A 12,780-nucleotide genomic window follows, 5' to 3' on the forward strand; every position below is an offset into this window, starting at 1 on the left:
GCGGTGGTGGTGTTGACGCCCTCACTTTAGGCCGTAGCGACGGCGCTGATAATCGGGTAAGGTTCGGCAGGTGCGTTGCGCTGTACGCAACGATAAACCGGACCCCGTGCATGGACACATTCGCTGCCTTGAAGGCTTTCGTGGCGGTCATCGAGGAAGGCGGCTTCGCGCCCGCGGCGCGGCGCATGGGCGTGGCCACGTCGTCGGTCACGCGGCAGGTGGACGCGCTGGAGACCAGCCTCGGCACGCAGCTGCTGAACCGCTCGACGCGCAGCGTGACGCTGACCAGCGTGGGCGAGAGCTACTTGGAGCACGCGGTGCGCATCCTGGGCGACCTGGAGAGCGCCAACCTGGAGGCCGGCGAGGCCGCCGGGCCGCCGCGCGGGCTGCTGCGGGCGAGCCTGCCGGTGGCGTTCGCGCGCTTGCACATCGCGCCGGCGCTGCCCGAGTTTGCGCGCATGTATCCCGGCATCCGGCTCGATCTCACCATGACCGACGACGTGGTCGACCTGGTGGCGCAACGGCTCGACCTGGCGATCCGGCTGGGCAGCGTCGACGCCCCCAGCTTGGTGGCGCGCAGGATGGCGCCGCACCGGCGGCTGGTGTGCGCGAGCCCGGACTTCCTGGCCCGGCGCGGCGAGCCGCAGGCGCCCGCCGAACTGGCCGGGCACGACTGCCTGACCTTCTCCTACGCGCGCGGCAGCAGCATCTGGCGCTTCTCGGGGCGCTCGGACGAGGCGGTGCGCGTCGGCGGCAGCCTGCGCGCGAACAATTCGGAGATGCTGCGGGAGGCCGCCATCGGCGGCATGGGGCTGATCCTGATGCCGAGCTGGCTGGTCGGCGCCGACATCGAGGCCGGCCGGCTGCGCGCCGTGCTGCCGGGCTGGGAGGCGGGGCTGGGCGCGGGCGGGGCGATCCAGGCGGTCTACCTGCCGAACCGGCGCGCCTCGCAGAAGGTGCGCGCGTTCGTGGACTTCTTCATCGAGCGTTTCGGCGCGCCGCCGTACTGGGACCGGCAGGGCAACGCCTGAATGGCGCGGTGGCGGCCGGCTGCGCGCCGCCGCCACTGCGTGACATTCAGGCGCGCCGCGCGGCCGGCAGCCCGGTGTCTCCGCCGGCGCCTTCCTGCGCTTCCCGCACGACTTCCAGCAAGCGCTGCGCCGCCGTCTCCAGCCTGCCGCTGTTGTCGATTTCGGTGAAGCGGCATCCCGCCGGCACGGCAAACGGCTCGGCCGCGCGCGCCAGGCGCCGGGCGATGTCGGCTTCGTCCTCGCGGCCGCGCTGGCGCAGGCGCTGCGCCAGGACCTCGGGCCGCACGCCGACCTGCACCGCGTGCAGGCCGGGGTAGCGCGCGTGCGCCTGCGCGAGGTATTCGCGCGAGCCGTTGACGACCACGCACAGGCCCTGCGCCAGCCAGTGGTCGAGCTCGATGCCGATGCCGTAATGCAGGCCGTGGCTGTCCCACTGCAGCGCGAAGCAGCCCAGCGCCGCGCGGCGCGCGAACTCGGCCGGCGTGATGGCGACGCTGGCCTCGTCGGCGCCGCTGGCGCGCGTGATGTAGCGGTGCGCGATCACCACGCGCTCGCCGGGGCGCAGGCGCTCGTGCAGCGCGCGCAGCAGCGAGTCCTTGCCGCTGCCCGACGGGCCCATCAGGTAGACCAGCTGGCGGCCGGCGTCGCGCGTGACATCGCTCGTGACATCGCTGATGCCGCTGCTCATGCCGCCTCCTCCAGCAGGGCCGCGCCGGCGGCGTCGGCGGTGCTGCCGTCGAAGCCGTAGTGGCGCGCGGCCACGAACGGCGCGTCGGGCGCGGGCTGGACGAACAGGCTCACGTCGCGCACGGGCATCGGCGTGGCCAGCAGGTGGCCGGCGTGCGCCTGCAGCAGCGCGGTGGCGGCGGCCTGGTCGGCCGCGTCGAGCTGGCCGCTGAGCGTGATGTGGAAGATGAAGGTCTCGAACGCATAGGGGTAGCCCCAGGCTTCGAGCATGCGGCGCGCTTCGGGCTGCAGCGCGTCGGGCTCGCGGCGCGCGATTTCCGCGCTGGTGGGCTGGGCGCGGAATGCGTCGAGCTCGCGCACTGCGGCGTCCGCCAGCGCGTGCATGCGCGCGTTGGCGGCGTGGTCGTCGCCCAGGCACCAGGCCAGGAAGCCGCGCAGGTTGCGCAGCGCCAGCGGCACCGCGAACGGATGGCGGTCGAGCGCGAATGCGCGCAGGGCGGCGTCGAGCGCGGTGGGCGTGCGGCCGGGCGCGAGGCGGAACGGCGCCTTGAGCGTGGCGTGCAGGCCGTAGTGCGCGGGCGCCTCGGTCCAGCGCGCGAGGCGCGCATCGCCGGCGAGGCGCTCGACCGGGGCGCCGGTCTCGGCGCTGCGGCCGAGCCAGCGCGCGCCGAGGTCGCGCCACGGCGCCGCGGGAGTGAGGTAGATGGCGTAGCGGTAGGCGGGCGGCTGCATCGGGCTGGGCGGGCGTGGGGTCAAGCGGCGCGGCGCTCGCCGCCGGCTTGCTGCAGCGGGAAGGCGCGCGTGGCGTGGTGCAGGACGCCGCCGACGATGGTGGCGCAGACCTGGGGCAGGGCGGGGTTGCGGTCGTCGACCAGGATGGCGTCGGCGCGCAGGCCGGGGCCGAGCGTGCCGCGGTCGGTCAGGCCGGCGGCGCGGGCCGGGTTGCGCGAGACCAGGTCCCACGCGGCCGGCAGCGGCAGCACGCCGAGCTGGGCGACGCGGAAGGCGGCCTGCAGCGGCGCCGGGTAGTAGTAGTCGGAGGCGAGCACGTCGCACAGGCCCGCGGCGATCATCTCGGTGGCGTCGGGCGCGCCGGTGTGGCTGCCGCCGCGCACCACGTTGGGCGCGCCGAACACGGTCAGGTTGCGCAGCGCGCGCGCCGCGCGGGCCACGTCCACGGTCAGCGGGAACTCGGCGACGAGGCAGCCCTGCTGGTGGAAGCCCTGGCGCGTGGCGGCGTCGCCGTCGTCATGGGAGGCCACCTGCAGGCCGGCCGCGCGCGCCGCGGCGATCAGGCGGGCCACGGTGGCGGGCACCTCGCCGGCGCGCGCGGCGGCCTGCTCCAGGCGAGCGCGGAAGGTGGCCGTGTCGCACTCGGCGCGCTCGGCGTAGCCGGCGAGCTTGCGCGTGTCCTGCATGCGCCGGAGCATCATCGGCAGGTGATCGTTGATGGCCAGGAAGCGCACCTTGCCGCTGGCGATCCACGCCAGCGCGGTGTCCAGCCCGCCCACGTGGTGCGCCTCGAAGCGCAGGTGCACGTGGTGCTGCGCGCCCAGCGCGCCGCGCATGCGCTCCAGCCCGTCGAACATGCGCTCGGCATAGGCCTCGCCGCGCAGTCCGCCTTCCCACGACAGCGTGACGCCGTGCAGCTCGGTGGTGATGCCGTGCGACAGCAGCTGGCGGTCCACGTCGAACAGCGCGCCGGCGTACGGGAAGCTGACGCCGGGGCGCGGCATCACCGCGCGCTCGAAGGCGTCGCCGTGGATGTCGACGATGCCGGGCAGCACCAGCAGGTCGCCGGCGTCGAGCGTGGGGCCGGCGGCGCCGGGCGCGCCGATGCAGCCGTCGCGGAACGCCAGGCTGGCCGGCGCGATGCCGCCGGCGGTGAGGACGCGCCGGCCGCTGAGGCCGGCGAGAGTGGGATGAGGGGCGAGAGTGGTATCCATGCTGGCGACCTTAGCGTGGTCAGATGACAAGCGGATGTCTAGACCAATTTTGTTGCTCGGGCGGCCATCGCATGATGCCGCAATGGCCTGGAAAACGATGCGGCTGCCCGGCGCCCGCGGCGCCGGTTTTCCTGTGCGGGCCTCTCAGTCCTGGTCGGCCACGGTCAGTTGCACCCAGTCGCCGGCGAAGCGCACCACGCTGTAGTGCAGCGGCGTGCCGGCGGTATCGACGTTGAGCGCTTCCACCTGCAGGATGGGCCGCGTCTTGGGCTGGTTGAGCTGGCGCGCCACCGGCGCGGTCGGCATGGCCGCGGTGATGCGCGACCACTTGCGGGTGTAGTCGGCCACGCCGAAATGCGCGAGCGCCTTGGAGATCGACTGGCGCGCGCGCAACTGCGCCTCGAGCTCGGGGAAGCGCGCCGCGTCGAAGTAGTGCTCGGCCACGTCGATGGTGCGCGCCTCGGCCTTGCCGAGCATCTGCACGCGCAGGATCGGGGCGTTGCGCGCCAGGCCCAGGTGCTTGGCGATCTCGGGCGCGCGCAGGGTCTGCGACTCGATCACCTCGACGTGGCCGCGCACGCCCTGGCTGGCCAGGTTCTGCGAGAAGCGCGTGCGCCGCCCGATGGCGTAGTCGATCGCGTGCTCCTGCACGAAGGTGCCGCGGCCCTGCTCGATGCGCACCAGCCCGTTCTGCTCCAGCTCGCCCATCGCGCGGCGGATGGTGTGGCGGTTGACGGCGAAGCGGCTGGCCAGCTCCGGCTCCGGCGGCAGGCGCTCGCCGGGCTCGTAGAGCTTGTTGCGGATGTCGAGCGCAAGGGCCTCGCCGATCTGGCGCCACACCGCGACTCCCGAACCCCGTTCGACTTCCTGTTCCAGCATCGTTTCCCGTCCCTTCGTCATCCAGCGTTCATCATCGGCATGCTTCAATGGAATGCGATTGTGCCTCAACGGCGCGCCGCGTGCGTCGATCCGGACAAGCTGGCGGGCCGTCATGAAAGATTCATCTGCCTGTGGTCTAGTTCGGTCGGTGGATGGTATTCTACATCTAAACGTATAGACGTATAGGGGATGTACAGATGGATCGAACCGATACCGAAGATACCGAACGCACCGCCGGCGCCCCGCGCGGCCTCGCCGCGGAGCAGGCGGCGCGCGCCGCCTGGCTGCGTGAGCTGGCGCTGGCCGCGCCGGAGGCGCTCGAGCGGGCCTTCGGCGAGCTCGGCACGCTGCCCGCCCACCGGCTGCTGCGCAAGCCCGAGAGCGGCATGGCGATGGTGCGCGGCCGTGCCGGCGGCGCCGGAGCGCAGTTCAACCTGGGCGAAGTCAGCGTCACGCGCTGCGCGGTGACGATGGCGTCGGACGAGGGCGGCGTGGTCGGCGTGGGTTATGTGCAGGGCCGCACCCACCGCCAGGCGGAACAGATCGCGGTGCTGGACGCGCTGCTGCAGCTGCCCGGCTGGCACGAGCGCGTGCAGGCCGCGGTGGTCGCCCCGCTGGCGCAGGCGCGCGCGGCGCGCGACGCGCGGCAGGCGGCGGTGGCGGCACAGACCAAGGTGGAGTTTTTTACGATGGTGCGTGGAGAGGATTGAGATGCCAGGCCAAGCGATTGCCGCCCCGGCGGCAGGTAGTGACAACGCGGCCGCGGGCCGTGCCGGCGCGGCGATGCTGCTGCCCGGCTTCGACGACGCGGTGACGTCGGCGCAGCGCACCTTCCGCGCCGCGCTGGACGCGATGTCGCGTCCCGGCAGCGTGCGCGAGCTGCATGAGCCTTGCGGCGTGCCGCACGGCCTGTCGCCGGCGCTGAGCGCGCTGCTGCTGACGCTGGTGGACGCCGACACGCCGCTGTGGCTGCCGCCCGGCACGCCCGCGGCGGTGCGCGCCTTCCTGCGCTTCCATTGCGGCTGCCCGCTGGTGGACGAGGTGGCGCGGGCGGTCTTCGTGGCGGTGCCGGCGGGCCATACCGCGCCGGACCTCGCGGACTGCGCCCAGGGCGATCCGGCCTACCCGGACCGCTCCGCCACGCTGCTGCTGGAAGTGGCCTCGCTGGCTAACGGCCCGGCGGCGACGCTGCGCGGCCCCGGCATCGAGCACGAGGCCACGCTGCGCGCGCAGGGCCTGCCCGCCGCTTTCTGGACCCAGTGGCGGGACAACCACGCGCGTTTCCCGCTCGGCGTCGACGTGCTGCTGACCAGCGGCCACGCCCTGAGCGCGCTGCCGCGCACCACCCAGGTGGAGGCCTGACATGTACGTAGCCGTCAAAGGTGGCGAACGCGCCATCCTGAATTCCTATCGCATGCTCGACGACTACCGCCGCGGCGACCGCGCCGTGCCGGAGCTGACGCTGGCGCAGGTGCGCGAGCAGATGCCGCTGGCGGTGTCGCGCGTGATGGCCGAGGGCTCGCTGTACGACCCGCACCTCGCCGCGCTGGCCATCAAGCAGGCCGCGGGCGACCTGATCGAGGCCGTGTTCCTGCTGCGCGCCTACCGCACCACGCTGCCGCGCTTCGGCTATTGCGCGCCGCTCGATACCGGCACCATGCGCCTGCAGCGCCGGATCTCGTCGACCTTCAAGGACGTGCCGGGCGGGCAGGTGCTCGGGCCGACCTACGACTACACCCAGCGCCTGCTCGACTTCACGCTGGAGGCCGAGCGCGACTCCGCGCCGCTGCCGCCCGCGCAGGCGACGCTGGATGCGCGCATGCCGCGCGTGACCGACCTGCTGCGCCAGGAATCGCTGATCGAGCCGGAGACCGTGCCGGCCGGCGACCCCGCCCCGCCCGACCTGACGCGCGAGCCGCTGGCATTGCCGGCGGCGCGCCCCGCGCGCCTGCAGAACCTGGCGCGCGCCGACGAAGGCTTCCTGCTGTCGATGGGCTATTCCACCCAGCGCGGCTACGGCAACTCGCACCCGTTCGCGGCCGAGATCCGCTACGGCCAGGCGGAGGTGGAGCTGTTCGTGGAGGAGCTTGGCTTTGCCGTGACCATCGGCGAGGTCGAAGTCACCGAGTGCCAGATGGTCAGCCAGTTCGCCGGTAACGCGCAGGAGGGGCCGAGCTTCACGCGCGGCTACGGCCTGGTGTTCGGCTACGGCGAGCGCAAGGCCATGTCGATGGCGCTGGCCGACCGCGCCATGCGCGCCGCCGAACTGGGCGAGGCCGCCGACGCGCCCGCCAACGACATCGAGTTCATGCTCTACCACAGCGACAACGTGGAAGCGTCCGGCTTCACGCAGCATCTGAAGCTGCCGCACTACGTGGACTTCCAGACCAACCTCGAACTGCTGCGCCGGCTGCGCGCCGAGCGCGCCCAGGCCGCGCCGGCCGGGCCCGAAGCGGACGCCCGGCCCGCGCAGGACGGCCCGCAAGCGCAGGAGGCACTCGCATCATGACCAACGCCAGCACGACCCCCAACGAGAATGCCGCGCCCGACGCCGTGGCGCGCGACGAGCACTACAACTTCGGCTACCTCGACGAATCCACCAAGCGCATGCTGCGCCGCGCGCTGCTCAAGGCGGTGGCGATCCCCGGCTACCAGGTGCCGTTCGGCAGCCGCGAGATGCCGCTGCCCTACGGCTGGGGCACCGGCGGCATCCAGGTCACGGCCTCCGTCATCGGCGGCGACGACGTGCTCAAGGTGATCGACCAGGGCTCGGACGACACCACCAACGCCATCAACATCCGCCGCTTCTTCGGCCGCGTCACCGGCGTGCGCACCACCGAGCGCACCGCCGAGGCCAGCATCGTGCAGACCCGCCACCGCATCCCCGAGACGCCGCTGGCGGCCGGGCAGATCATGGTGTTCCAGGTGCCTATCCCTGAGCCGCTGCGCTGGCTGGAGCCGAGCGAGACCGAGACGCGCACCATGCACGCGCTGGCCGAATACGGCGCCATGCACGTCAAGCTGTACGAGGACATCGCGCGCCACGGCCGCATCGCCACCACCTACGACTACCCGGTGATGGTGAACCGGCGCTACATGATGCGGCCCTCGCCGATCCCCAAGTTCGACAACCCCAAGCTGGACCACAGCCCGGCGCTGATGCTGTTCGGCGCGGGGCGCGAGAAGCGCGTCTACGCGGTGCCGCCGTACACCAGCGTCAAGAGCCTGGACTTCGACGACCATCCGTTCGCGGTGGAGACCTGGGCCGGCTGCTGCGAGCTGTGCGGCTCGACCGACAGCTATCTCGACGAGATCATCATCGACGACGCGGGCGGGCGCATGTTCGTCTGCTCCGACACCGAATACTGCGCCACGCGCCAGGAGCAGGGTCTGACCGGCCCGGCCAACGCCGCGGACAGCGCCGGTATCACCAGCACCAGCACCAGCACCAGCAAGGAGCCAGCATGAGCCGCACCGACCAGCCGCTGTTGTCCGTGCGCGGCCTGACCCGCACCTGGGACGGCGTGCACGGCTGCCACGACGTGAGCTTCGACCTGTTCCCCGGCGAGGTGCTGTGCGTGGTGGGCGAATCCGGCTCGGGCAAGAGCACGCTGCTGCAGGCGGTGTCGTGGCAGGCCGCGCCCGAGGCGGGCAGCGTCAGCTACGACACCCGCGAGCAGGGCCTGACCGACCTCGCCACGCTGTCGGACGCGCGCCTGCGGCTGCTGGCGCGCACCGACTGGGGCTTCGTGCGGCAGAACGCGCGCGACGGCCTGCGCATGCGCGTGAGCGCCGGCGCCAACATCGCCGAGCGCCTGATGGCGGTGGGCGGGCGCCACTACGGCGAGCTGCGCCAGGTGGCCGGCACGTGGATAGAGCGCATGGAGCTGGACCTCGGCCGCCTGGACGACGCGCCGGCCAGCTTCTCGGGCGGCATGCAGCAGCGCCTGCAGATCGCCCGCAACCTGGTCACGCATCCGCGCCTGGTGTTCATGGACGAGCCCACCGCCTCGCTCGACGTGTCCGTGCAGGCGCGCCTGCTGGACCTGCTGCGCGGCCTGGTGGCCGACCTGGGACTGGCCGCCATCATCGTCACCCACGACCTCGCGGTGGCGCGCCTGCTGGCGCACCGCACGCTGGTGATGCAGGGCGGGCGCGTGGTGGAAAGCGGCCTGACCGACCAGATCCTCGACGACCCGCACCACCCGTACACCCAGTTGCTGGTGTCCTCCATCCTGCAGAGCTGAACATGACGCAAGACTTCGACACCAATCTCGCCGCCAACGCTGCCGATGCCGGCGACCCGCGCCGCATCGCGGTGCGCGGCCTGGGCAAGACCTTCGTGCTGCACAACCAGGGCGGCACGCGCCTGCCGGTGCTGCAGGCCATCGACTTCGACGCCGCCGCCGGCGAATGCGTGGTGCTGGCCGGCAGCTCCGGCGCGGGCAAGAGCACGCTGCTGCGCTGCCTGTACGGCAACTACCTGGCCACCGAAGGCAGCATCCGCATCCGCGACGACGCCGAGTGGGTGGAACTGACCCGCGCGCCCGAGCAGCGCATCCTGCGGCTGCGGCGCGAGGTGATCGGCTACGTCAGCCAGTTCCTGCGCGTGATTCCGCGCGTGAGCACGCTCGACGTGGTGGCCGAGCCGCTGCAGCAGCGCGGCGCCAGCTTCGAGGAAGCGCGCGAGCGCGCCGCCGTGCTGCTGGCGCGGCTGCAGGTGCCGGGCCGGCTGTGGGCGCTGCCGCCGGCCACCTTCTCGGGCGGCGAGCAGCAGCGCGTGAACATCGCGCGCGGGCTGATCGGCGGCCATCCGGTGCTGCTGCTGGACGAACCCACGGCCTCGCTCGACGCCGACAACCGCGCGGTGGTGGTGGCGCTGATCCGCGAGGCGCTGGCCGAGGGCCGCTGCCTGGTCGGCATCTTCCACGACGAGGCGGTGCGCGATGCCGTGGCCACGCGCCTGCTGCCGCTGCACCCGGTGGCGGGCGCCGACGCGCCGGCCGGCCGGCTGTCCGCCGTGCCGGCCTGAACCTCCCGTTTTTTCCGTGCCTGACCCGTACCCGGAACCGACCATGCTTCCTGCCTACCTGACCCGCGCGCGCATCGTGCTGCCCGACGGCGTGCTGAGCGACAGCGCGCTGCTGATCGAGGACGGCCGCATCGCGGCCATCGAACCCGACGCCGCCGACGTGCCGCGCGCCGCCCAGGTCATCGACCTGCGCGGCCAGACCCTGATGCCCGGCCTGATCGACCTGCACTGCGACGCCATCGAGAAAGAAGCCGAGCCGCGCTCGCGCGTGATGTTCCCGCTGGACTTCGCCGTGGCCCAGGTGGACCGCCGCAACGCCGCGGCCGGCATCACCACGCCGTACCACGCGCTGTCGTTCGCCAGCACGCAGTTCGGCGTGCGCAACAACGAGACCGCCTCGCAGATCGTGCGCACCGTGGCCGCCTTCCGCGCGCACAGCCTGGTGGACAACCGCATCCACTGCCGCTACGAAGTCACCGACGCCAGCGCGCTGCCGGTGCTGGAGACGCTGCTCGAAGCCGGCGTGGTGGACCTGATCTCGGTGATGGACCACTCGCCGGGCCAGGGCCAGTTCAAGACGCTCGAAGCCTACGTGGCCTACATGATCGGCAACCACGACATGAGCCGCGAGGAAGCCGTCGCCGCGGCCGACAGGAAGGCCGCCGCGCAGCAGGGCGCGCTCGCGCGCGTGGAGCATCTGCTGGCGCTGGCCGCGCGTCTGGGCGTGCCGGCCGCCAGCCATGACGACGACTCGGTGCAGCGCATCGCCACCATGCAGGCGCTGGGCGTGCGCATGAGCGAGTTCCCGATCAACCTGGAGACCGCGCAGGCCGCCGTGGCGCGCGGCCTGCCGACCATCCTGGGCGCGCCCAACGTGCTGCGCGGGCAGAGCCAGAGCGGCTCGATGCGCGCCATCGACGCCATCCGCGCCGGCGTGGCCGACTGCCTGTGCTCGGACTACCAGCCCTCCACGCTGATCGCCGCGGCCTTCGCCGCCGAGCGCGAGGCGGAGCTCACGCCGTCGCAGGCGGCCGCGCTGGTCAGCGCCAACCCGGCGCTGGCCTGCGGCCTGTCCGACCGCGGCCGCATCGAGCCCGGGCTGCGCGCCGACCTGGTGGCGGTGGCCACGGTGGCGGGGCAGCCGCTGGTCACGCACACGTGGTCGTGCGGGCGGCTGGTGTTCTCGGCCGGTTATCCGGCCAGCGCCGTGAGCGCGGGCCATGCCGGCGCGGCGCCGGTGCGCGGCGAGGGGCGCGTGGCGGCGTGAGCGCCCGCGCGGGTTGCGGCGCGCGGAAGGCGGGAAAGAAGGCGGGGAGAAGGATGGGGAAGCGGCGCGGACGCTAGCGGCTGGCGGCGCGGCCGGCCGTGTGGCGCGGCGCGTGCCATTCGCCGGGGATGTCCGGCACCACTTCGCATTCGCCGCGCACGATCAGCTCCACCGTGGCGCATACGCCATTGACACCGCGCGGGCCGACGCAGACCAGGCTGCGTGGATGGTCCGAATGGTTGGGGATGGCGTAGACCCGCATCCCTTCCTGGTAGAGGGGATGTTCGGGCAGCCTGGCGTTCAGTATCTCGACGAACCTCGACGGGCTTACGATCGGCTTTTCCATCGCGCTCTCCCAAGGAGCGTGGGCACGGTATCCGGCGGCGCCGGATGGCCCGAAGGTGCCTGGCCGGCGGGAAGCGGGTGCTTTCCGGGCGATCTTGCAGGCACGGACCAGGATATGTGGCCCGGGAGCCGCGGCGGGGGCGGCATTGCGGCTCGGTAGCCGCTCGGCGCGCAGCGCGATGCCGGGGGCCACGCGGTAAGGTTAGGCGATCTGGCGGCAGGATCAAGGATTCTGGCCGTTCGCGACCGAAAGGGGATGCGCGCGGCACTCCGGCGCGCCGGCACCTGGCTGCACCGGCGGCGGCGCGCGCGCGGCCCTGATGTATATTTGCGGCCATAGCAGCATCCGCGCCGCCCCGAGCCGCCGCCGGTGCGCCTTACCGACCCGCCATCCGCATGAATGCCACCCCGAGCCTTGCCCCCGACGATGCCGCGTCCGCCGCTGCGTCCATCGCCGCGTCCGTCGCCGCGCTGCGCGCGCACTACGACGCCGCCGTCCTTCCCCTGTGGCGCGGCCCGGGCTGGAACGCCGCCATGCAACTGCCCTGCGAGGCACTGGGCGGCGCCGACCGGCAGCCGCTGCCGGCGAGCCGCTACCGCGCGATGGCCTGCGCGCGCCAGTTGTACGTGTTCTCGCAAGGCCCCGGCGCCGGAGATGCCGCCCATGCCGGGCAGTTGTTCGACTCGCTGCGCCGGCATTTCGCCGACGCCGCGCGCGGCGGTTTCGTCTACAGCATCGACGCGCAGGGCAAGCCGCTCGACACCACCAAGGATCTCTACACGCACGCCTTCGTGGTGTTTGCGTGCGCGGCCTATGCCGAGCGCACCGGCAGCGCCGCGGCGCGCACGCTGCTGGAGGACACCACGCAGTTGATCGAGGCGCGCTTCGCCACCGCGCACGGCCTCTACCACGCCGCGCTGGCCGAGGATTTCAGCCCCGCCGCCACGCCGGCGCAGAACCCCATCATGCATCTCACCGAAGCCTACCTGGCGGCCCACGCGCTGACCGGCGACAGCTTCTATGCCACGCGCCTGCAGGCGCTCGCCACGGCCGTGCTGGGTGCCTTCGTCGACCCGGCCACCGGCTGCATCGCCGAGCTGCCGCTGGCGCCGGGTGTGGCGGGCGCGGTGGCGCCGGCGGACAACCGCGTGGAGCCCGGCCACCAGTTCGAGTGGTTCTCGCTGCTGGCGTCGGCGCCGGCGCTGTTCGGCGGCTCGGCGCTGGCGCAGTCGCTGGCGCGCGCGTTCGACTTCGCGCTGGCGCACGGCGTGGACCTGGAGACGATGGGCGTGGCCGCCGCGCTGCATCTCGACGGCGCGCAGCGCGACGCCACCCAGCGCATCTGGGCGCAGACCGAGTTCGCGCGCGCGCTCGCGGTGCGCGGCGATGCCGCCGCGCTGGCGCACCTGCGCGCGTGGCTGCGCGCGTTCCCGGCGCGCTTCCTGCACGCCGGCGGCTGGCACGAGTGCCTGGCGCCGGACGGCACGGTGGCGCGCGCGGAGATGCCGTCGACCACGCCTTACCACCTCGCCACGGCGTACCAGGCGCTGGCCGAATCGTGCTGCTGACCGTGCAGTTGACGAGCAACTGAC

At 73.0% G+C, this 12,780-nt stretch carries 14 protein-coding genes; 9 read left to right on the forward strand and 5 right to left on the reverse strand.

Going from position 1 to position 12,780, the window contains the following annotated elements; translation table 11 throughout:
* The first annotated feature begins 110 nt into the window (after positions 1-110).
* Positions 111-1,031 (forward strand): LysR family transcriptional regulator, encoded by a 921-nt coding sequence (locus ACWTPI_RS25730; protein ID WP_454733123.1) that lies wholly within the window; start codon positions 111-113, stop codon positions 1,029-1,031.
* A gap of 46 nt (positions 1,032-1,077) precedes the next feature.
* Here the strand turns inward: ACWTPI_RS25730 and phnN are convergent, their stop codons facing one another.
* From phnN to phnF, 4 genes are all read right to left on the reverse strand, one after another.
* Complete coding sequence (gene phnN, locus ACWTPI_RS25735; protein WP_454733124.1) at positions 1,078-1,719, reverse strand: phosphonate metabolism protein/1,5-bisphosphokinase (PRPP-forming) PhnN; 642 nt, start codon at positions 1,717-1,719, stop codon at positions 1,078-1,080.
* Complete coding sequence (locus tag ACWTPI_RS25740; protein ID WP_454734018.1) at positions 1,716-2,450, reverse strand: DUF1045 domain-containing protein; 735 nt, start codon at positions 2,448-2,450, stop codon at positions 1,716-1,718. The genes phnN and ACWTPI_RS25740 overlap by 4 nt, the downstream gene beginning before the upstream one ends.
* A gap of 20 nt (positions 2,451-2,470) precedes the next feature.
* Positions 2,471-3,664 carry an alpha-D-ribose 1-methylphosphonate 5-triphosphate diphosphatase gene (locus tag ACWTPI_RS25745; RefSeq protein WP_020203582.1) on the reverse strand — a complete coding sequence of 398 codons (1,194 nt, stop codon included), beginning with the start codon at positions 3,662-3,664 and terminating at the stop codon, positions 2,471-2,473.
* Positions 3,665-3,808: 144 nt separating this feature from the next.
* A complete protein-coding gene (gene phnF, locus ACWTPI_RS25750) occupies positions 3,809-4,543 on the reverse strand; it encodes a phosphonate metabolism transcriptional regulator PhnF (protein ID WP_059414174.1) in 735 nt (244 codons plus the stop codon).
* A 197-nt stretch (positions 4,544-4,740) separates the two neighbouring features.
* On the opposite strand from phnF, the gene phnG reads away from it, so the two are divergent.
* The 7 genes from phnG (at position 4,741) to ACWTPI_RS25785 (ending at position 10,842) form a co-directional block, all read left to right on the forward strand.
* A complete protein-coding gene (gene phnG / locus ACWTPI_RS25755) occupies positions 4,741-5,253 on the forward strand; it encodes a phosphonate C-P lyase system protein PhnG (protein WP_059414176.1) in 513 nt (170 codons plus the stop codon).
* 73 nt (positions 5,254-5,326) lie between these two features.
* Positions 5,327-5,905: a phosphonate C-P lyase system protein PhnH gene (gene phnH, locus ACWTPI_RS25760; RefSeq protein ID WP_454734019.1), complete on the forward strand. Its 579-nt coding sequence runs from the start codon at positions 5,327-5,329 to the stop codon at positions 5,903-5,905.
* A gap of 1 nt (position 5,906) precedes the next feature.
* Positions 5,907-7,052 carry a carbon-phosphorus lyase complex subunit PhnI gene (locus ACWTPI_RS25765; protein ID WP_454733125.1) on the forward strand — a complete coding sequence of 382 codons (1,146 nt, stop codon included), beginning with the start codon at positions 5,907-5,909 and terminating at the stop codon, positions 7,050-7,052.
* Positions 7,049-8,011, forward strand: a complete 963-nt coding sequence (locus tag ACWTPI_RS25770) for an alpha-D-ribose 1-methylphosphonate 5-phosphate C-P-lyase PhnJ (RefSeq protein ID WP_454733126.1) — start codon at positions 7,049-7,051, stop codon at positions 8,009-8,011. The genes ACWTPI_RS25765 and ACWTPI_RS25770 overlap by 4 nt, the downstream gene beginning before the upstream one ends.
* The gene (gene phnK, locus ACWTPI_RS25775; RefSeq protein ID WP_454733127.1) at positions 8,008-8,790 is read left to right on the forward strand and encodes a phosphonate C-P lyase system protein PhnK; all 783 of its coding nucleotides are present in this window, start codon (positions 8,008-8,010) and stop codon (positions 8,788-8,790) included. The genes ACWTPI_RS25770 and phnK overlap by 4 nt, the downstream gene beginning before the upstream one ends.
* Before the next feature lie 2 nt (positions 8,791-8,792).
* Entirely contained in the window at positions 8,793-9,575 is a 783-nt protein-coding gene (phnL, locus tag ACWTPI_RS25780; protein WP_020203575.1) for a phosphonate C-P lyase system protein PhnL, read from the forward strand.
* A gap of 43 nt (positions 9,576-9,618) precedes the next feature.
* Positions 9,619-10,842: an alpha-D-ribose 1-methylphosphonate 5-triphosphate diphosphatase gene (locus ACWTPI_RS25785; protein ID WP_020203574.1), complete on the forward strand. Its 1,224-nt coding sequence runs from the start codon at positions 9,619-9,621 to the stop codon at positions 10,840-10,842.
* Positions 10,843-10,915: 73 nt separating this feature from the next.
* Here the strand turns inward: ACWTPI_RS25785 and ACWTPI_RS25790 are convergent, their stop codons facing one another.
* On the reverse strand, positions 10,916-11,188 hold the full coding sequence (locus ACWTPI_RS25790; RefSeq protein WP_029043733.1) for a hypothetical protein: 273 nt from the start codon (positions 11,186-11,188) through the stop codon (positions 10,916-10,918).
* Positions 11,189-11,583: 395 nt separating this feature from the next.
* Here ACWTPI_RS25790 and ACWTPI_RS25795 point away from each other — a divergent pair, with 395 nt between their 5' ends.
* A complete protein-coding gene (locus ACWTPI_RS25795) occupies positions 11,584-12,756 on the forward strand; it encodes an AGE family epimerase/isomerase (protein WP_454733128.1) in 1,173 nt (390 codons plus the stop codon).
* Positions 12,757-12,780: the final 24 nt, after the last annotated feature.

This window comes from Cupriavidus ulmosensis (assembly GCF_977008105.1).